An 18,328-nucleotide genomic window follows, 5' to 3' on the forward strand; every position below is an offset into this window, starting at 1 on the left:
TTAAGTCATACTGTTGTTGCTATCCCCTTCTTGTTGAATTAGCGTCCGCTACAGGGCTAAGGGGTTGGTTTTGCGAATTTTGTACATATTATTCACGCTGGCGTTTGTCAGTGCGACGCATGCGGATGTGAATACCCGCGTTGTCGACGGTGACACTCTCAAGGTCAATGGAATTACATACAGGCTGCATGGGATCGATGCACCTGAGGCAAGCCAATTGTGCGATTTGCCAAAAGGCGAAAAGTGGGCTTGCGGTCAAAAGTCGACGGAAGAATTGCAAGACCTTATCGCCGGACAAACAGTGAGATGTGAAGATCGAGGCCAAGATATTTACGGTCGCATTCTCGCTGCGTGCTGGGCTGGCAAGCAAGAAATCAATGCGCACATGGTCAATGTCGGCCTTGCATGGGCGTTCCGCAAATACTCCTTGGATTACGTTGAACACGAAGATTCTGCGCGCGAAGCTGCGATTGGCATCTGGCAGTTCGAGACCGAAACCGCGTGGGATTTTCGTGCTCAAAAATGGAATGTCTCTGTAAACAGCGGAGACAATGGAGATTGCCCGATCAAGGGTAATATCAACCGGAAAAATGAGCGCATTTATCACGTCCCGTGGTCAAAGGACTACAACAAGACCAAAATTGATGCCTCAAAAGGCGAAAAATGGTTCTGCTCTGAAGCGGAAGCTATCGCTGCTGGATGGCGTGCTCCCTTTTGGGGAAGTCAGTAACGCAACAAGACTCTCCAAACCGACATTTCAACACCTACAATCGTGAAATAAATGGCAAAACGCTTCGAAGCACTAAATCGCCTGATGGACAGTGTACGTGATTCAAATCACGACTTTCGCATCACGACTGATCCATTTCCTCCGCTTGACGCCGAGAAGGTGGAGAAAACACTCGATATCTCACGAAAAGGCACTGAGAATGGCGTTGAGAACAAGCCTGTGCCATCTGCTAAATCTCGCGACGAGGCTGAACAGAGCATCGTTGCGCGCGTGGAGACGGAGCGTGACGCATCGTATCAGATACTTGAAGACCAACTTCACACCTACAGCTCACGCATGCGAAACCTCGATTTCGATGGGCATTTCGGGCGCATCCGCCAGGCAAATGTTTCCTCGTTGACAGATTTCAAAGCCGACGTCGCTGGCGGAACCGACGTACTTTTCGGATTTCGCAAAAAGCTTCGTGAAGCTGACGAGGAGTTGGTTCACTTCAAGGACCGGAATGGGCTTCGCCGGGTTGCTCAGACCAAATCGCAGTTCGCGACAATCGTAAAGTGGCTTGTCATCGTCTTGCTTTTGATTTTCGAGACCGTTGTAAATGGTCTGTATTTGGCTAAAGGCAGCGATGAGGGTGTGATCGGCGGCATCGCCATCGCGATGGGATTTGCTATCACCAATGTTTTGGGCACGGTTGTGATTGCCTGGACGATTATCCCAAACATCGTTCACAGGTCTTTCTTCCGTAAATTGTGGGGCTGTTTGGGAGTTCTTCTCTGGCTGGCCTTGGCTATAGGCATCAATCTGGCGATGGCGCATTATCGAGAGGCCTCGACAGGGAATGACGTTCAGATAAGCGCCCTTGTCATGGATCGCCTGAAAACTGCGACCTTCGACTTCCAAGAAATTGATTCTTGGATGCTGTTCGGCGCAGGCTTCATGTTCTCCGTGATTGCGATGTTGGATGTCCTTAGCATTCGAGATATCTACCCCGGATATGGCGGTGTCTATCAGCGGTACGTAGATGCCGAAGAGAACTATGCCTTCCAGAAGGAAGACTTGATCGGAGAGCTGAAACTTATCCGTGACGACCACAACGACAAAGTGGAAATGATCATCCGTGACCTCTCTATTCGGCGTCGAGAGAGTGCATCAATTATAGAGAACCGAGCCAGGATCATCCGACTGTTCAACGAACAGCAGGATCGTCTCGAAGAAGTAGCTCGAACCCTCATCGGGACCTATCGCGAAGCCAATCGGCAAGCTCGCACGAAGCCCGAACCAAAATATTTCTCAAATCAATTCAAGCTTGAACGACGTAAGGCGGTGATCTCCTCAGCAAACGAGTGGACCGACCAAGAATTGGCTGACCGTATCAAGCATGCAGAAGCGGAACTTGCTGACCAGATGAAACAGATCGGCAATGAATTCGAGGCCGCTGTATCAGCTTACCGTCAGTTGGATGACCTCTTCCCGGAGACCAACAATGGCAAGGCGTAGATCGAGAAAAAAGGGACCTTCAGCAGGTGCCATATTTGGTGCTGTCTCACTCATCCTTTGCATTGTAGGTGCCGGGGGAGGGTTGTTGTACCTGTGGAGCAAATCCGGGACGGGGGCCTTAGACGCTGATCTATGCTCCGTGGCAGATGGTCCGACTTCAGTCACGGCAGTCCTATTGGACGTGACTGACCCAATCTCAGATATTACGAAGGTGGACCTACAGCGGAATTTTCAACGCATTGTGTCTGCTGTGGAAAAAGGTGGTCTCGTTGAGGTTTACTCACTCTCTGACGAGCTAGGCACTCTCAAACGAACTTATAGAGGCTGCAATCCGGGTGATGGCGCAAGTGCCGATCAACTGACTTCCAATCCCAAACGCATTCAAGAGCGGTGGGATAAGGCGTTCAATAAACCCCTCAAAGAGATTGAAGATCAAATGGGCGCGGCCGCAGAGGGTAAGCAATCTCCAATAATGGCGGGCGTCCAGCGAATTGTGATCGAGAGTTTCTCCGATCTTCGGAATGAGAATAGGCCAAAAACATTGATCGTTGCTTCCGATATGATCGAGCACACGTCTTTGTTCTCAATATATAAAAGCGGCGTTGACTACACCGCATTCGAAAAGAGTTACGCGAAAGAACGGTTCCGAACGCCATTGGATGGAATCAAATTTGATGTCCTGGCGTTTGATCGTGAAAGTCCGCTGGAATTGGCGCGACTACCAGAGTTCTGGTTGCAATGGGTTCGGTCAAACGGTGGCGAATGGGGCGGTTACAAACGCCTGGTGGGAACGAAGTAAATGAGCACGCGAAATTTTGTCCGTAAGAACGGGCCAATCATCTTGTTTGCCCTTATGACATTTATCGGCGCGGCGATCATATGGTTTGGTAAGCTATACGGAGTTGATACCGTCACGATCACGCTGATCCCGCTGGGAATGATGGCTCTCTACTTTGTGATTTCATTTTTTGCAGCTGGTCTTTCGCTTCACAATGAACAAGCGGGGGACAACCTCTATTACATGGGATTCTTGTTCACTTTGACGAGCCTCGGTGTATCCCTTTACCAATTCTCAGGAGAGGCTTCAATTGAGGACGTCGTGCGTAATTTCGGCGTCGCAATCTCCTCGACCATTGCAGGCATTTCGCTCCGCATTCTCTTCAACCAGATGCGTCGTGATCCGGTCGACATTGAGCGGGCAGTTCGGCACGATCTGGCTGAAATGACGAGGCGAGTGCGCACCGAACTCGATAGCTCGGCAATGGAGTTTTCGACCTATCGCAGAACAAGTCACCAGATGCTGCTTGAAGGTTTTGATGAAATCGCAAAGCAGGCTGAGAAGAGTGGCGATGCTGTACGCGCATCTATTGAATCCATGTCGCTTCGAGCAACCAAAACCATTCAAGAAGCAGCTGACAAATTGTCGGCAACCTTGAGTACGACACATCAGCAGATCATTGAATTCGCCGCTTTGAACGCGAAGTCGGTTTCAGAGATGAGTGAGAAGCTCAATGCATCGGTCGCGACGGTGAATGAAGGAACTACGAAACTTGGCCAGGCGGTAGATGATGTTGTAGAACGACTGAAAAGTTCGAAGTCACCAGATGAATTGTTCGCGGAGCAAATTGCGCCCGTTGTTACGTCGCTTCGATCTATCATCGCGGAGCAGAATCAGGTCGCCCACGAAACTGCTGCTGCTAACCGTGATGTAACAAAGAGGGTTCTAACTGCGATTACACCGTTCAAACAAACGAACGCCACGCTTACAGCTTTGGCGGCCAAACTGGAAAACGTAAACGCCTCAGCAATCGGTTCAACAGACGCGATCAAATCCATGCTGGAGCGATGGGAGACTATTTCCGCAAATACTCAGTCCTTTGCAGACGCATCAACGGCTCTCGTTTCCGATATAAAGAATTACAGCGCGGTTTCGCAGGATGCGTCCAAGGCTCAAGTGGAAGCCACGACCAAGTTGTCGGAATCTCTTACTTCCCTCGCGAACCAATCGGCAACGATATCAACAAATGTGAAAGACTTGGGAGTGGCCTCGACAAGGCATTCCACATTGATTGAGAATGTATTGGCGACAGTCAAAGCCTCAAACACTCCGACGCAAACAGATGATGAAGGAACTGCACGTGAAATCGGTGCCGGAAGAGGCATCAATTTCGAAGGCATCCCTGCTGTCACGACCGTGCCATTACCTGCCGAGGCCGAAAAGTTGAAGCGGGGTTGGTTTAGATGACCAATCAAGAAACGGCGACGAAGTTAGAGCAAAAAGGCTACAATCGAGGACTCATTCTCGGGTTCACGATGGCGGAATCCATGTTGCTGCTCGTATTTTGTTTGCTCCTTGTCGCCGGTGCAATCATTTCCAATGAACGTCTTAAGGCCACAACAGCCGTTGAAGAAGCAAAACGGCTGCAGGCTCAGCTAACCGAGAAGATTACCCAGGAGGAGGTGTTCAAGGCGAAGCTTGAGGCGCTCTCAAGTCAGTTGTCACTGGTCGATAAGCGAAAATTGGATGAAGACTGGCGTGAACTCGTTGAGGCGAGGGCGGCCGTCAAACAATTGGCCGATACTGGAATCGAAACGACGCAAATTGAAGAAGTTGTCTCCAGTATAGAAATACTGAAAAAGTTTGGGCTTGATCCAACAAAACCAGTCGAACTTGAGGAAAAACTCGCTGCCCTTGCGGACGCAGGCAAATCCCTTGAGCTATTGGCTCGTTTGGAGGAAAAATTAAAGGCATCAGAAGCCTCGACTACCGACCTCGCTGCTCGGCTGACGGAAGCCGAAAAGAAACTCATTGAGAGTGGGGCGTCGAAGCCGCATGAATGGCCTCCAATCATCAGCCTAAGTGAAGCCAGCGGATATTATTTCCGATCCGGCAGCGCTGAGTTGACTGATACCTTCACGAGCAATCTTAATGGTCCGGTTGCGACCCAGATCGCAGATAGCCTCAAGCGCTATGGCGTCGATATCGTAGAGGTGATTGGGCATACTGATGAGCAACCATTAGGTCGTGGAGTGTCCAATATGGACGATCTTTCGCTCGAAGTGTTGTCCTCAAAGGCTCCTGTCAAACAGCTCGCTCCGGCCGACAATGCAGGCCTTGGTTTAGCAAGAGCAATTTCCGTTTCCAACATCTTGCGCTCAAACCCTGATCTTGAAGGGGTAAAAATCCTACCTCTTTCCGCAGCGCAACTGGTGTTGCCCGGCGACGTGATTAGCTCCGGGCAGGCAGGGAACGTCGAAACACGTAGACGAATTGAAATTAGAATTCGCCGGGGCGAAAATGCAACAATTACGCAAAATGGGGTAACTGCCGGACAGTAATGGCAACCGTCCGTGGATAATCCATCCGAGTGTGGTTTAAGCGGGGGAGGCGTCGTTCATCACCAAGAAACGAAGGCAAAATATGCCTTTAGGACAATGAGACATCATTGATACGCCTCAATCATAGACTTTGTGACATCACCAGCAAAGCATATCGGCGCATAGCCACCCGGTTTTGAATAGGCACTCCTGTTGCCGCATCTGCGACCGCCGCGATCTGTACTATAGGGACAGGCACATGAACCAGGATAGCTGGCGAGCGACTCTGCAATTATTCTTTGAATGATGATTGAGGGCGAAATCACCGGTGGTGACTTGACGGTTGTTTCTGCCGGTTTTGCGATGCGTTCCTTTTGAGGTAGCTTGTCACTCAAGAAGCGGCTTGCGATCCAGCCTTCTTTCTGTGTCAGGCTGTCCCTGATCCGAGACCATTGGCCTTCCTGTCCTAGCAGACTAACCTTTTTTCCTGCGTCCAGTCTATCCTTGATCCCAGCCTTGGCGTTTGGAGCGTCGCGCAGTGCTATCCGATTACCGCTAATGAACTTTGTCGCCGCCGTCTCGTTCGAGCGCGAATTACTTAAAGAGGGCTCTGGCGCAACGTTCTTTGGAATGGGCGTTTCAAAGGACTTTTCTGCGTCTAATGCCTTTGGTTGTGATGTCGGCGTCACGTTATATGGATAGCTGGGCGACGGCGTTGCCACGTTGGAATTTGATGGTGAGTCTCCGAGTTTGGAAATGCCAAACAACATCAGCCCACATAGTAGTAGCCAGTACCGTTTCTTCATAGAAAGCCCCCAAGGCAGATATTGCCGAAAGCTCGCGTATTCGGCAAGTAGCACTTGCCAATTTCTCAACCTAACCGTTAAGTGAGTATGTAGGCTACAGGGAGGAAAAAATGGTGAGTGGATGGGACAAAAATCCGGGACCGGACAACCACTATGCTTCCACTCCGCCGTCTCGTTCAGGAGCAATCAAAGCAATAAGTGTTCTGTTCGTTGTTGTTATTGGATTTATTGCCTATCAGGCCTATCGGTAGCCCGATGCGGCTTGCCGCTACATCGGGCGTAGTGAAGACCGAATTTTGTTACATCGATACGCGTTGTAGATTTTGGGCCGGTGCCAACATGCCCGGCTGCAATACAGTGAGTGCGGAAAGCGCCTCGTCGCGCACCGTTGCAAGAAGATAAGCAAGGACGTAAACTTTGGACGTGCCTTCGCTTTGTTTTAAGATTGTGATCAGCTCGCCCGCGTGCTCCGCGACAAATTCCATCGCTTCTTTCTCTTCAAATCTTTCATGCATAGTCGACCACCTGAGTATTTGTTTTGGTGTGAGCTGTGAGAAATGGACGAAGTTGCTCCCCATTTAACGGGCTGGTATCGCCATCAGCGATGTCGAGAACACTGCCATTGATGCCTTGCTGCTCATGGCTAATGGTCAACGCACTTCTCAAGGGCTTTGCGCATATCGGCACCACCAGATGACCTGATAAATCTGACGGAGCGGCAAAAGGCTCCACATCCCAACCCGTTGACACCAGCAGATTGACGAGTTTCGGATGGGTCTCGACGATCAGAGCCTCAATGCCTGTAACCAGGCAGAACTCCAGCACACCCGTCAGCAGCATGTTGGCTGCCAACACACCCAAAATGGAGGTGTCAGGTTCTGCGATGCACCGCGTCCATTCATAGACGAGCGGCCCTTTGGGGTAGTCGTGTCCGTGTGCGACTTCTGGATAAACATCCGAAAGCAAGTGGGGTCGGGTCGTCGGCAGAAGTCGACTGTATCCAACCACCGTGCCATCCGAGATCAACACAAGATGCACAGCATCTGGGGTATCGAACTGATCGATCTCCAGACCATCTGCTTTTCGTAAGTCTTCCCATCCGAGACGGTCCACAAAATGCTTATGACGAAATCGCCAGACGCTTTCTGCCCATTCAGAACCGTTGATTGCGTTGCCAAGAATACATTTCAACATTGGTTTACCCCCGTTACTTACGGGATGAAACTCGCCGAAATGATAAAATCTGAAAATAGCCGGAATTGGCTATTGTCAACGAATAAGACCAGCCCGGAATGCTTCAGCAATCATCTGGCTTCGGTTGACGCAATCAAACTTTCGCTGGGCGCTATGCAACTGATGCTGAACGGTGTTTTGGGATCGGCCCAAAATCTGGCCAATCTCCCAGGTCGTCTTTCCCTCCGCGCACCAATAAATCACGTCGCGTTCGTGAGCGGTGACCATCGCTATTGTTTTCTGCCGATTGCCTTTGGTGTTACTTGAAAGCGAACGCAAACGGTTATGGGCATAGATGGCAACCAGTTGCAAAATACCCCTGGATTCATAGGGCAATTCAATCATTTCCGCACCAAAAGTGACGATAGCCTGCAGTCCCCCAGCCAGATGAAGGGGAACAGTGAAACCGTCAAACATTTTGTAATCAGCTGCCTCATCCATGAGCTTTCTTGCGCGGGGTGTGACTGAGTGTTTGTTGATGACCTCTGACCACACAAAAACATCGTCTGATGTTCTTGCCTGATAAATAATGGGATCGATGTGGACATAGTGCTGAGAGACGTATCTCTCGTACCATTCGGTCGGCCAGCCATTCAAAAGAACATACGGGGCGATGTTTTCGCCAGGCAATGGAATTCCTGAAATCGCAAAACTCGTCAATCCAAACTCAGCCATGACAAGCGCCAACTCCGACAATATGGCGTCTGATGTTTTCGCTTGTTTCATCGCCCCAATGAAATCGAACATAACGTTCGCCGACCTGTTGTGACCGCGATCTTCCATGGCAGGCACCCAAATTGAACTATAAAATACTGAACTGAGATAAGCTGTATAAATTGAAAATGAGTAACTCAGGGATGCGATTAATACTAAGGCGTATCAATACAGAATTTGAACGAGTGACCCCGCCTCAGATGCAGTAGACGAGCCTCTTGACGACTGGCCGGGCGCTGACAAATAGGGCACCATTTCTTTATCGAAACCAGCGGGCGTGATGTTCGCAGTCGTAGAGCCAGGTTCGTCAAAGGCTCCCCGGTCCTACGATTTCTTTTAAGCCGCTTCCCAAACCTGGTTCAGTATTTTTGCCGCAAGTGCGGCTTTGTCCTGTGGAAGAAAACGCCCGTAATGCTGCTGCACCATCTCTGGCGTATCTTGGATCGCATAGCTCGCCTGTTCATATGAGCCGGTTAGTTTCAGGATGTGCGTTGCCAACACGTCGCGAACATTATGAGGACCATGCGGCAGCAAGCCGCTGATCGCTCCGCGTCCGGTATACGGGTTATAAATCCCGTAGCGTTGGATGATGAGACGCCAGGCCTCATAAAACGTCGTTTGGTTATAGGCCGCGTCAGCGCTCGATAGTTTGACGGTCTTGACGAAGAAAGTGCCGGGATCAACCGCATGACCGAGCAGAACCTTCCGGTGGCGTTCGATGTAGGTGTTGATGTGGTAATAAAGATCGAGCAGGTCAGGCAGGATCAGCCTGAAGGGCTTCGACCCAAAGAACGAGGAGTTGGCGTTCTTAAATGCGACCGATGGGATCAATACCTCCCAGCCATTCTCTCTGTCGTTCCACCGAATTTCTCCACGTCGCATTTCCTCCAAACGCCTTTCAGAGGTGGGGAAATGACCGCGCGGGCAAAACAGTAGTTGCCGGAGGTTCTTTTGTCGTAGGCCGAGATGGAGACCCAGCCGCAACATGAGAAACGAGCGTACGGATTCTGCGGCAGCTCTTGGGTAGCGGTCTTTGTCGGGCATACGCAAAAGGATTTCGTCTGTGATCTTGCGGTATTCGGCCAGAGGACTCGGTGCCTCCAATACGCACATGATCGGCTCGAACGGATCGCGGTGAACCCGCATCACTCGTTGTATTTCTTTGATGCGGTTCCTTGCATGAGCATGAAAGGCATCACAGCAAGCGTGCCAATCACGCCGTGCGAAGTCGATCTCCTCTTTCGTAACCAGGCCATCTACTGGCACTGCTCGCTCGATGAGTTCGGGATGCTGCCTTATCCATCCGGTTTCCTCTCGCGTCAGTGACAACGCAATGCTCAGCATGTCTGCCTCCCAGGCAGTGTAGAAACCGCGTCGCCGCTCACGCCACTGCAGATACCAATCCCATACACCTGGAAAAACTAAGAGGCCGAAAGTCAACGCGCTGAGCGGCAAGCCTCTGCCAGCGACTTCGCCTTCAGGTGAAGCAGCGAGAGCGCCGAACATCAAGCCAAGATGTTCGAGCTTCTGCGATGCCGTCTCCTCTCCCCACACTCCATTGCGCTTGTATCCAACCTCCGTCAGGGTCGCGGTCTTGAACGACATCAGGTTGGCCATTTCAAGCCTCAAGTGTGCAGGCGCGTCGATTACCCCGGAAAGCATATCGGGGTCTTCCAGCTCGTCTTTACATTCATCGATCACCTTACGGGATAAGGTGGTCGGTCTGTGAGAGCCGCCATACGTCACGCCAGGGAAGCGGATCGCATAACGTTGCTTCGTCGCCAGCGCCTGATAACGACGGTAGTCCGTCGCACCGGTTAAGATAACGCGCCTTACCCATTCAAGAATTTCGGCACGTTTTTCTTCTGGCAATAAGTTGAAATCATCCGGCAAATGCCACGCCAGACGCCGACGCTCTGCGGGCGAGATATCGTGACCTACGTCATATCCGACCCCGGCACGAGACTGATGCGGAAGCTTTTCCTTGAAATAACCGAGTGGCAGTCGGTACCGTCGCTCTATTCGATTGAGAATTTCCAGGTTTGCCACACTGCGCGGCACCGTCGTTCCCTTCAACCAGCTCAGCAATGTTGTTGCTTCAAGCGCATCACCGTCTCGGAATATGGCACGATGCAAATGATAATAGCTCTCACCGAAACGGTCGATATGGAATTGGAGAGCCGCCTGAAAAGATACGGGTTCGTCGTAAGTTTCGAAGAGCGGTTCCGGGAACTCTTCGATGGGCTTGGGCTTCGGACCAGGTTTCAGGCGATTGCTCGCTTTGGCCGTCATGGGTTTGCGTTTGCTTGAGAGACTTTTTGCGTGGCTACGTGTCTTTGTTGCTTTGCCTGTGACCGGGGGCTTTCTGTGGCTCGGACCCGTTTCAGCGAGCCAGCGTGAGATGGCATCGAAACCGTACCGCGCGACTCTCCTGAGTTCTGCCGATGTTTGCCCAAGATCGCATGCGAACGAGATTTCATCCCAGTTGACCTGCCTGCCTAACATTGGAGGAGGCATCCGGTCGTCAATGAGACCGATCATGTATTCTAATAATGCGCGAAGTTGCTTTGCATCTGTAAGCGGTGCCAACTTCATTTCGCAGAAACAGACAATCTTCCGCCGAAAGGCGATTGCCGATTGCTCTATGGTCATTCAGGTCTCCCTTGCAGATTACAGCCCAGCCCGGGCGCGGCTTGCTAAGGGAAACAGGTTAATCAAATCTAAACAGACATGACGGAGCAATGTCTCGCTGCAGGTTTTCAAATGCTGAGTTGGGTTAATTCCGGTTGCAAACTCATGTAGTTTAGCTGATTTCGTCAGCAAATAACGCAACGCTGTCCGGCAACGGAGAAAGCTAGAGCCGAACACGGTGTTCCACCAACCTCCCCGCTTTTGCAACCTGACGAAGCCGGTACCGTCGGGCTGATAGGGCACTAGTGTCGCATTTCTAACCGACCAGCGGCGTCGCGCCTTTTATCAGCTTTGACGTTGTCTGTAGCCACAGAGTTAAGTGTCCCGTTTCTGCGAAGTTTGGATGCCACTCTCCCCTAGTCTAAATGACCTCTGGGAGATTTCAGATGGGATTAGTGAGACACAGCGGATTAACGAGCGTTGTTGGTTCTAATTCGTAAGCGGTGTCCCCCTGGCACGTTGACCGGAAGTTTTGTGTCTGCGTAGAGGACCAGTGACCTAGACATTCACGGCAACTCTACGGCAAAAGCAGTCATTGCAGATGTATTAACTGATTATGCATTTCTGTTTGCCAACGTCCGAGATGTTCCCTGTCCAAGTGGTCAAAGAAAGCAACCGGCGTTGATTGAAACAATAGGAATTGTGCTGAGGATACACGGCATCGCCACCTCTCAGGCGATAATCGAAAGCAATTTGGGTTGCCCTGTACAATGGGGAACGATGCGCGACGGTTCACAATCTGCCCTAGTAAACCTGACTGACGATAAATACATTAACTGGGATATCCTGACGCAGTTTGTCCGCGAAATCAGCGGCGGCATTGCGGAAATGATCGACAACGGTGCCGTTGGGATAGCTAAGCTTGATATTGGAATGCCATTTTACTTTCCACGGAATTACGCCTCCTCCATCACCATTCCTGCTGAACTGTGTGAACTGGCCGGGAAAAGCAGAATTGCGATTGAAGTGACCTATTATGCAACGTCCGAGGACGAAGAGATGTCTAGCGAGACCTAGAATTGCCAAAGCGTACGAATGTCCGTGTTGGTCTAACTGTGGGTTCTGTGCCCGCGCTACTCTACAGGATAGTTCCAAGGCAGCAGTTCCTCGATCCGGCTCAGCTTATGGCCGTTGACGATGGCGGCGAGGGTATGTGTCAGATAGGCCTGTGGATCGACGGCATTGAGTTTGCAGGTCTCAACCAGCTAGGCGATGGTCGCCCGGTTCTCGGCTCCCGCGTCGTGCCCTGCAAAGAGCGCGTTTTTCCGGTTGAGGGCTATGGGTCGGATGGTGCGCTCGACGCTGTTGTTGTCGATCTCGATGCGCCCGTCGGTCAGGAAGAGCTTCAGACCATCCCAGTATTTGGAGATATAAGCCAAGTCTGCATGTCGGCGACGATCACCGCTGCGAACTCTACCGCATCCTCCGGTGCTGGCAGGATCAACTTGCCCTGCCGCGCCATCGTCCGCCAGGCGGAAAGACTGTTCGCCCGCAATCCATAGTGCTGCGCAACTTCATTGACCTTCGTGCCGGGCCTCAGGCTTTCCGAAACGATCTTCGCTTTGACCTCGTCCGACCATTGACGATGAACCTCACGCACAGGCTTCCTGTTTGTGAGAAACTCCCGTTCTTCATCCATGGAAGGTCGATCACAGATCAGGCGGAAGCGAGCAATGTGCGGGCAGAACACGGGTTACTCTAATTCGAAAAGAGGTAATAGGCTTTTTTATTCCCCGAATCTAAGATGAAAAATCCATTATTCTGCTCCCCAATAAAATTACCACTTGTCGACAATGCATTCTGAGCCGCAATAAGGATTTCAGGCGGGATATCGAGATACATATTTCGTTTTGAAAGATACTCGCTTATCGAAGCAAATTTCTCCTTCGTATTTTGCGTTTGCAATAAACTTGGGCTCGTCTTCCAAGAAAAATACTTTTTCGGCCTTCCTTGATGATGAAGTGTCGATTTTTGACAGTGAAGATTTTGGAGGAAGCTAACGCCACTATTATTGACGTGCTCGGCGGTGCTTTCCGCGATATCAAATACGGCGAAAATCACGAAGAAATCTCCTGGACCGCCAATGCCGGTGTAATCGGATGCAGCAAAACCAGTGCTTTCGACCTCAATTCCACAAGGAACATTGTTCCTAAATCTGTCAGAGTCGGATTGCAGCCAAACGAACACCAAAACACCGAGTGAGCACACTGCTGATAAGGCTATAAATAAACGCTTCATCTCACCTGTTTAAGTCCCTCGAATGTTCGTGACAATATGCCATGGCTGTGAGGTCGAAATGGCAATATAGAGTAAAAATCTGACACGAAATGCGCGATAATTTCGGTGATCTCCGAGACTATTCCTGGGCTATTTCGGTTATTTCAAAAGCTTTGCCATAAGTGCATTAGGCCGGTGTGCATCGACGAGTTCCCAGCCAATCTTGAGATAAAACCCCACTGCTTCGGGCGCTGCATGAGCTTCTAGCCTGAATGCCTCGTGAGCCATTGCTAGTGTGTCGACAGCGGTCATCATAGCTCGGCCAATACCTTGCCGCTGGCGCTCCGCAACGATTGCCACCGTGCGAACTACCCCATTCCCGTTCCAAGTGAGATCAAGACGGAGGGCACCAACAATCTCATCGCCATCGACAAAAATTAGCGGAAGATGCTCCGGCTTCCTGTCGTCAGGATGATGATCGTCGTATCCAGACAGTCCGCGCAGATCAAACAGCACATACCGTCGAATTCGATGATATGCTTCCCATTCAGGTTGGCTCAATACTTGTACCAGCTTCAAATCAGTAGTCTCTCGCAGTATGATGAATACAAAGTCGGTGTTGGAGGCCATGGCTAGTCGGCTCGAAGCGGTCGTCAGCCTTTTGGTAGCAATCCTACCACGGCGTCGATAAAGGGTGCTTTCTGAGATAAGTATTCCTTGATGCCGCTCTCGTTTTTCGACTCTAGTTCCAGCTTCAGCACCTGATATTGGAGCCGCAGTTCGTCGTCCTGTCTGAGCATGTCGCGAAAGCGTAGCATCCTGAAAATCTGCCAATGTCCGGGTCGAAACACATGAACCTTATGGGTCCGGATGCCTCCAACATCACGTCGATAAAACATGTGCCCATTGGAGAGGTCCTTTCCTCGTTCGTATCCAAGTGAAGCCATGTCCTGATCAACCCGATCTTCATCTTGGTGATCGGAGACTATCAAGAGGTCGATCTCAGGCTTTGCGGCAAGGCCAGGAACCGCTGTGCTTCCGACATGCTGGATTTCCACGGAATGTGGCGCGAACACCACCTGTAGAAGCGCCTTTTCAACCTCGAACATGACTGGCCATCGATCATCGTAAGGTTTGATTTGACTGGTCAACGCCATTGAAGCCTCCATCAGCAGGCAGAAGCTATCGCAAGGGAAGCTAGTCTGAAAGACAACTTTTGACGTGAGCCAGTTGTTGGAGGCTCCGGCCCAATGCGGTCATCTGCCTTTCCAACGAAGGCGTGACTCAATGGTCGGCTGATCCTATCGGCATCCCCCTCACTGCGCTGCCTTTCTTCGACCAAAACGCTCTAACTATAAGTGCAGATGGAAACCTTTGAGACTTATATACCTGACGACTTCTATTCCATGTTGGTGATGGCTGTCGGCGCGGTTATCACGATTTGGCTTGTGATGTTTGTCGTACGCAAGCTAATCGGCATTGCGTTAGTGGCCACTCTCATTATCGGCGGCGTAACGATCTGGCAAAATCCTACTGTGCTGGGAACTGCACAGGATACCGCCGTGCGCTACTACGACCAGTTGCGTTATGGTTCGGCAGCCAATGAATACCAGCGCCGCTCGTAGCACATTGTATTGATGTAAATGTTCGCATTCGCCCCAACCGGTCGTTGGCCGTGGCACAAGTTAGGAATTGTGCGACCGTCTATCGATGCGTCGGCTGACTCATCTGCTCGGTCCGACAGCGATGGTAGCGGACGATCCTATCTGAGTGAAGGAATACTCGACCGCACCTTGCTTCCAATAAGCCGATATCATTTCTACAGAGTCCTCCTTGTCCAGAGTGTTAGGAGGGCCAAGACGCGCCGACAAGGCATCCAGCAACCCGGCAGGTCTCGCCGTCGAATATGTACATGCTTTGTGTCCGTTCTGACCGACCGCGACCCAGAACGAAAATGAATCGGTTCGACCTGCACTCTCCCGCCGCCAGCCTACAACCTCTACAGAGCCGCCATTGTAGCCCACGACATCAGTACGCCATCCCTCCGTTTCCGCATCGGTCAGCCGTTGCCAGCCAAGTTTATCGCCCTGCACCGTCGCAGCCTGCACATCAGTCGCGTCGCAGATGGCGAGAAGGCGATCTACCGTCATGTTCTCCGGCATCGCTGCGGCTGCTCCAATATTCAAATATGCAACGCATATGGCGCTCATAACCGGTATGCGCATCCACATTATATCTCTCTTCCTCGGCCTAAGAATATAACTGCCTTGCTGAATCGTCGCAAAAATCCCAATTAAAGCGAGACTTGTTTCCCTAGCTTTTGCGACGTCGCAGTATAGGAAGTTTTGCGGCAGGCACAATGTCCGGAATTGGCGCAAAGCGCCTACGTCGCCTTTTGGCCGATACTGTTGAAAAACTCCACTGAGCATCTGCAGTGGCACTCCTCGGCCGGATCGTCCGGTATAATTTTCTGACGGTTCGGTAGAGGCGAAACCACTTTGCGTGTTCCATGCAGGGCGAGCTTGGCATGCGCAATATTATTTCAGCGATCCCGAAGGAAAAGCCGCCTGCCGGAGTTTTTCAACAGTATCGGCCCTAAGCGGTCGTCCAGAGAAAGATATCAGGCGATCTGACTCAACTCGATAGGCTCTCGTCGTGACATCAGTTTCTCAACCTCCGACATGTGCCGTGTTCCCCAAGCACAAAGAGGCTTCAGCGCCTCAGCGAGCGTTTCGCCAAATGGAGTAAGCGAATATTCGACTTTTGGAGGGATTTCCTTGAAGTCCTGCCGATCAACAATCCCGTCGGCCTCTAGTTCTTTGAGCTGCTGGATGAGCATCTTATCGCTGACATGGCCGATAGCACGTCTGAGATCGCCATAACGTCGAGCTTCGTGAGCTAGGTGAAACAGGATCAAAGGCTTCCATTTACCGCCAATGACAGCGAGTGAGGCGTCGAGCCCGCAGACAAAACTGGATGAAGCCATTCAGTATGCTCCTTATACTTACCAAAAGGTGCATACTAGCTGTTTAGAAAGCTAGTGTCTATATTGATCTCGCACATACGATAAAGGAGATTTCGATGGGCAGACTTCAAGGGAAAATCGCTGTCATCACCGGCGGAAGCAGTGGGATAGGTCTAGCGACGGCAAAGCGGTTCGTTGCGGAGGGGGCTGAGATTTTTATTACCGGACGCCGTCATGAGGAACTTGATAGGGCGGTCGAAACAATTGGCGCTGGAGTGACCGCAGTACAGGGCGACGTGTCGCAGATGGACGATCTCGACCAACTGTTCGAAACGGTGCGCGAAAGGAGCGGTCGTATAGACATCCTCTTCGCCAATGCGGGCTTGGGTACGTTCGCGCCCCTTGGTGCGATTGACGAGGCGTCATTCGATCAGACGTTCAGCGTCAACGTCAAAGGTACTGTGTTCACGGTGCAGAAAGCACTGCCTCTGATGCAGGCGGGTGGATCGATCATCCTTACCGGATCGACAACCGGCTCCATGGGAACAGCAGCGTTCAGCGTCTATAGCGCGACGAAGGCAGCGATCCGCAACTTTGCCCGTAGCTGGGCCTTGGATTTAAAGGGGTCAGGTATTCGGGTCAACGTGCTGTCTCCTGGGGCCACGGAAACGCCCGGCCTGAAGGGTCTTGTAACACCTGCAGAGGAGGCTGCTTTGCTTGAACGTCTGGCAGCGCAGAATCCGCTCGACCGGGTCGCAAATCCCGACGAGATCGCGGCTGTAGCACTGTTCCTTGCTTCGGAGGACAGTAGCTTCATGACCGGCAGCGAAGTCTTCGCCGACGGTGGCGCAGCGCAGGTCTGACAATTGGAAGGCTCCGAGCGTCATTGCCTCGGGGCCTCCCCGAAACGAGAACCGGCTCTTCATACTGCCTTACTTGAAATCGCAATGTCCGCTACTTGCTCAACGCTGCCAAGGCAGCATTTGGCCCTTTGCAGACCTTCGGCATGAGATTGACAAAAATAGACCTTTTGGGCACAATCAGGGTTCGGTAGATACAGCCTGCTGCTTGCGCCCCGTTGGGGTACGGTGAATGTATCGAGCCACCATGGCTCCCTTTGCCCGGACGAACGGGTCAGCAACGCAAGCCCCTGGCAATATTCGTTCGTTTCACGCAAAGGATCATCTCATGCGCGATTTCTGCGATGCCAAAGCTATGGCGAAAACATTACGTGATGCGCTTAACGTCAAATCTGTAATCTTGACCACCAGTGAGAGCCAAGAGTTAGTAGCTCGTATTTTCGGCTTTCGTGACTGGAACGTATTGGCAGCAAGGATCAACGAAGCGGCGCATCCGCCTGCTCCGTCAATGAAAGTCCTTATCGCTACGCCGTCCGAAACCGGCATCCCCGTAGTTCCTATGCGCGATCTTGTTTTATTCCCGCATATGATCTCTCGTATTTTCGTGGCACGCGAGAAGTCTCGCCATGCTGTCGAACGCTCACTTTCCGGCGATCAGCGTATCCTGATAGTCACCCAGAGAAATGGCAAAGATGGTTCTCCCGACAATCTCGAAGCCCTTTATTCAGTCGGGGTGATAGCGAACTTGATCGACCGCCAAACCCAGGTGGATGGAACGCTAAAAGTTACTGTGCGGGGGCTTGAGCGGACTGGGCTAATTCGACTGATAGATGGTCCGTGCTTGACGGCTGAGATTGTGCCCATCGAAGAGCATCGTGGCCACTCTGCGGAGGCGGCTGCACTCTCCAGTGCCGTTCTCGATAGCTACCAGACCTATGCCAAGGTTGATTTTGCCGCGCTTCCGTCAGGCCCCAAATCCCGCTTCCGGCTACCTTCTATTGGCGATCCTAGCCTTTTAGCTGACACGGTTGCTCCGTTGCTATCGGGCAGCATCGAAGCGAAGCAGCAAATGTTGGAGGCTAATGATGGGGTGACGCGTTTCAAAAAACTCATCGAACTGATGAGAGCTGGCCAACCAAAAGCGGTCGCCTAAGGCCCACGTCGGCGGATGTCGCGGAATATGTAATGCTTCGATAGCCGCTATGACCGCAATTGGCGCAAAGCTGCGAAGGCAGCGGTTTGCCTAAAGCAGACAAGTGTGAGACTGTCAAAGCCTCACCAGAGACCGACCGATTTA

General features: G+C 51.5%; 20 protein-coding genes and 1 pseudogene. 9 read left to right on the forward strand and 12 right to left on the reverse strand.

Going from position 1 to position 18,328, the window contains the following annotated elements; translation table 11 throughout:
- Window positions 1-70: 70 nt before the first annotated feature.
- The 5 genes from RMR16_RS20075 (at window position 71) to RMR16_RS20095 (ending at window position 5,566) form a co-directional block, all read left to right on the forward strand.
- A complete protein-coding gene (locus tag RMR16_RS20075) occupies window positions 71-730 on the forward strand; it encodes a thermonuclease family protein (protein ID WP_320197384.1) in 660 nt (219 codons plus the stop codon).
- 51 nt (window positions 731-781) lie between these two features.
- Window positions 782-2,227 carry a hypothetical protein gene (locus RMR16_RS20080; RefSeq protein WP_320197385.1) on the forward strand — a complete coding sequence of 482 codons (1,446 nt, stop codon included), beginning with the start codon at window positions 782-784 and terminating at the stop codon, window positions 2,225-2,227.
- A 181-nt stretch (window positions 2,228-2,408) separates the two neighbouring features.
- On the forward strand, window positions 2,409-3,026 hold the full coding sequence (locus RMR16_RS20085) for a hypothetical protein (protein ID WP_320197980.1): 618 nt from the start codon (window positions 2,409-2,411) through the stop codon (window positions 3,024-3,026).
- Window positions 3,027-4,472, forward strand: a complete 1,446-nt coding sequence (locus RMR16_RS20090) for a methyl-accepting chemotaxis protein (RefSeq protein WP_320197386.1) — start codon at window positions 3,027-3,029, stop codon at window positions 4,470-4,472.
- Window positions 4,469-5,566, forward strand: a complete 1,098-nt coding sequence (locus RMR16_RS20095) for a hypothetical protein (RefSeq protein ID WP_320197387.1) — start codon at window positions 4,469-4,471, stop codon at window positions 5,564-5,566. Before RMR16_RS20090 ends, RMR16_RS20095 begins: the two co-directional genes overlap by 4 nt.
- A gap of 104 nt (window positions 5,567-5,670) precedes the next feature.
- Here the strand turns inward: RMR16_RS20095 and RMR16_RS20100 are convergent, their stop codons facing one another.
- The 5 genes from RMR16_RS20100 to RMR16_RS20120 all read right to left on the reverse strand — a co-directional run bounded on the left by RMR16_RS20100 (window position 5,671) and on the right by RMR16_RS20120 (window position 10,950).
- A complete protein-coding gene (locus tag RMR16_RS20100; protein WP_320197388.1) occupies window positions 5,671-6,351 on the reverse strand; it encodes an SH3 domain-containing protein in 681 nt (226 codons plus the stop codon).
- A gap of 299 nt (window positions 6,352-6,650) precedes the next feature.
- Window positions 6,651-6,866 (reverse strand): hypothetical protein, encoded by a 216-nt coding sequence (locus RMR16_RS20105; RefSeq protein ID WP_320197389.1) that lies wholly within the window; start codon window positions 6,864-6,866, stop codon window positions 6,651-6,653.
- A complete protein-coding gene (locus tag RMR16_RS20110; protein ID WP_320197390.1) occupies window positions 6,859-7,545 on the reverse strand; it encodes an acyl-homoserine-lactone synthase in 687 nt (228 codons plus the stop codon). Before RMR16_RS20110 ends, RMR16_RS20105 begins: the two co-directional genes overlap by 8 nt.
- 75 nt (window positions 7,546-7,620) lie before the next feature.
- Window positions 7,621-8,331 carry a helix-turn-helix transcriptional regulator gene (locus RMR16_RS20115; protein ID WP_320197391.1) on the reverse strand — a complete coding sequence of 237 codons (711 nt, stop codon included), beginning with the start codon at window positions 8,329-8,331 and terminating at the stop codon, window positions 7,621-7,623.
- A 303-nt stretch (window positions 8,332-8,634) separates the two neighbouring features.
- Window positions 8,635-10,950: a hypothetical protein gene (locus tag RMR16_RS20120; protein WP_320197392.1), complete on the reverse strand. Its 2,316-nt coding sequence runs from the start codon at window positions 10,948-10,950 to the stop codon at window positions 8,635-8,637.
- 660 nt (window positions 10,951-11,610) lie between these two features.
- Between RMR16_RS20120 and RMR16_RS20125 the strand changes: the two genes are divergently transcribed.
- Window positions 11,611-12,006, forward strand: a complete 396-nt coding sequence (locus RMR16_RS20125) for a hypothetical protein (RefSeq protein ID WP_320197393.1) — start codon at window positions 11,611-11,613, stop codon at window positions 12,004-12,006.
- A gap of 56 nt (window positions 12,007-12,062) precedes the next feature.
- Here the strand turns inward: RMR16_RS20125 and RMR16_RS20130 are convergent.
- The 5 genes and pseudogenes from RMR16_RS20130 to RMR16_RS20150 form a co-directional block, all read right to left on the reverse strand.
- Window positions 12,063-12,368: pseudogene (locus RMR16_RS20130) on the reverse strand (IS66 family transposase); the annotation flags it as partial.
- Window positions 12,335-12,628, reverse strand: coding sequence for a transposase (locus tag RMR16_RS20135; RefSeq protein WP_320197394.1), 294 nt, complete (start codon window positions 12,626-12,628; stop codon window positions 12,335-12,337). The pseudogene RMR16_RS20130 and the gene RMR16_RS20135, both read right to left, overlap by 34 nt.
- Window positions 12,629-12,687: 59 nt before the next feature.
- A complete protein-coding gene (locus RMR16_RS20140; RefSeq protein ID WP_320197395.1) occupies window positions 12,688-13,227 on the reverse strand; it encodes a hypothetical protein in 540 nt (179 codons plus the stop codon).
- Between the two features lie 138 nt (window positions 13,228-13,365).
- Window positions 13,366-13,836 carry a GNAT family N-acetyltransferase gene (locus tag RMR16_RS20145; protein ID WP_320197396.1) on the reverse strand — a complete coding sequence of 157 codons (471 nt, stop codon included), beginning with the start codon at window positions 13,834-13,836 and terminating at the stop codon, window positions 13,366-13,368.
- A gap of 23 nt (window positions 13,837-13,859) precedes the next feature.
- Complete coding sequence (locus RMR16_RS20150; RefSeq protein ID WP_320197397.1) at window positions 13,860-14,363, reverse strand: GrpB family protein; 504 nt, start codon at window positions 14,361-14,363, stop codon at window positions 13,860-13,862.
- Window positions 14,364-14,570: 207 nt separating this feature from the next.
- Here RMR16_RS20150 and RMR16_RS20155 point away from each other — a divergent pair, with 207 nt between their 5' ends.
- Complete coding sequence (locus RMR16_RS20155) at window positions 14,571-14,831, forward strand: hypothetical protein (protein ID WP_320197398.1); 261 nt, start codon at window positions 14,571-14,573, stop codon at window positions 14,829-14,831.
- Window positions 14,832-14,930: 99 nt separating this feature from the next.
- Here RMR16_RS20155 and RMR16_RS20160 read toward each other — a convergent pair whose 3' ends face one another.
- A complete protein-coding gene (locus tag RMR16_RS20160; RefSeq protein ID WP_432355115.1) occupies window positions 14,931-15,437 on the reverse strand; it encodes a hypothetical protein in 507 nt (168 codons plus the stop codon).
- A gap of 389 nt (window positions 15,438-15,826) precedes the next feature.
- The gene (locus RMR16_RS20165; protein WP_320197400.1) at window positions 15,827-16,192 is read right to left on the reverse strand and encodes a winged helix-turn-helix transcriptional regulator; all 366 of its coding nucleotides are present in this window, start codon (window positions 16,190-16,192) and stop codon (window positions 15,827-15,829) included.
- A gap of 95 nt (window positions 16,193-16,287) precedes the next feature.
- On the opposite strand from RMR16_RS20165, the gene RMR16_RS20170 reads away from it, so the two are divergent.
- Window positions 16,288-17,034, forward strand: a complete 747-nt coding sequence (locus RMR16_RS20170) for an SDR family NAD(P)-dependent oxidoreductase (protein WP_320197401.1) — start codon at window positions 16,288-16,290, stop codon at window positions 17,032-17,034.
- A 229-nt stretch (window positions 17,035-17,263) separates the two neighbouring features.
- The gene (locus tag RMR16_RS20175) at window positions 17,264-18,184 is read left to right on the forward strand and encodes an LON peptidase substrate-binding domain-containing protein (RefSeq protein ID WP_320197402.1); all 921 of its coding nucleotides are present in this window, start codon (window positions 17,264-17,266) and stop codon (window positions 18,182-18,184) included.
- The last annotated feature ends 144 nt before the right edge of the window (window positions 18,185-18,328 follow it).

The sequence above is a fragment of the Agrobacterium sp. rho-13.3 genome, assembly GCF_033957765.2.
In the GTDB taxonomy this organism is placed as follows: Bacteria; Pseudomonadota; Alphaproteobacteria; order Rhizobiales; family Rhizobiaceae; genus Agrobacterium.

Excerpts from the sequence above, each read along its gene's own strand:
- RMR16_RS20170 (WP_320197401.1), top strand. The coding sequence starts at position 16,288 with ATGGGCAGACTTCAAGGGAAAATCGCTGTCATCACCGGCGGAAGCAGT.
- RMR16_RS20115 (WP_320197391.1), bottom strand. The coding sequence starts at position 8,331 with ATGTTCGATTTCATTGGGGCGATGAAACAAGCGAAAACATCAGACGCC.
- RMR16_RS20080 (WP_320197385.1), top strand. The coding sequence starts at position 782 with ATGGCAAAACGCTTCGAAGCACTAAATCGCCTGATGGACAGTGTACGT.
- RMR16_RS20150 (WP_320197397.1), bottom strand. The coding sequence starts at position 14,363 with ATGGCGTTGACCAGTCAAATCAAACCTTACGATGATCGATGGCCAGTC.
- RMR16_RS20140 (WP_320197395.1), bottom strand. The coding sequence starts at position 13,227 with ATGAAGCGTTTATTTATAGCCTTATCAGCAGTGTGCTCACTCGGTGTT.
- RMR16_RS20160 (WP_432355115.1), bottom strand. The coding sequence starts at position 15,437 with ATGTGGATGCGCATACCGGTTATGAGCGCCATATGCGTTGCATATTTG.
- RMR16_RS20175 (WP_320197402.1), top strand. The coding sequence starts at position 17,264 with ATGTATCGAGCCACCATGGCTCCCTTTGCCCGGACGAACGGGTCAGCA.
- RMR16_RS20090 (WP_320197386.1), top strand. The coding sequence starts at position 3,027 with ATGAGCACGCGAAATTTTGTCCGTAAGAACGGGCCAATCATCTTGTTT.
- RMR16_RS20100 (WP_320197388.1), bottom strand. The coding sequence starts at position 6,351 with ATGAAGAAACGGTACTGGCTACTACTATGTGGGCTGATGTTGTTTGGC.
- RMR16_RS20105 (WP_320197389.1), bottom strand. The coding sequence starts at position 6,866 with ATGCATGAAAGATTTGAAGAGAAAGAAGCGATGGAATTTGTCGCGGAG.
- RMR16_RS20120 (WP_320197392.1), bottom strand. The coding sequence starts at position 10,950 with ATGACCATAGAGCAATCGGCAATCGCCTTTCGGCGGAAGATTGTCTGT.
- RMR16_RS20155 (WP_320197398.1), top strand. The coding sequence starts at position 14,571 with ATGGAAACCTTTGAGACTTATATACCTGACGACTTCTATTCCATGTTG.
- RMR16_RS20135 (WP_320197394.1), bottom strand. The coding sequence starts at position 12,628 with ATGGATGAAGAACGGGAGTTTCTCACAAACAGGAAGCCTGTGCGTGAG.
- RMR16_RS20145 (WP_320197396.1), bottom strand. The coding sequence starts at position 13,836 with ATGGCCTCCAACACCGACTTTGTATTCATCATACTGCGAGAGACTACT.
- RMR16_RS20165 (WP_320197400.1), bottom strand. The coding sequence starts at position 16,192 with ATGGCTTCATCCAGTTTTGTCTGCGGGCTCGACGCCTCACTCGCTGTC.
- RMR16_RS20095 (WP_320197387.1), top strand. The coding sequence starts at position 4,469 with ATGACCAATCAAGAAACGGCGACGAAGTTAGAGCAAAAAGGCTACAAT.
- RMR16_RS20110 (WP_320197390.1), bottom strand. The coding sequence starts at position 7,545 with ATGTTGAAATGTATTCTTGGCAACGCAATCAACGGTTCTGAATGGGCA.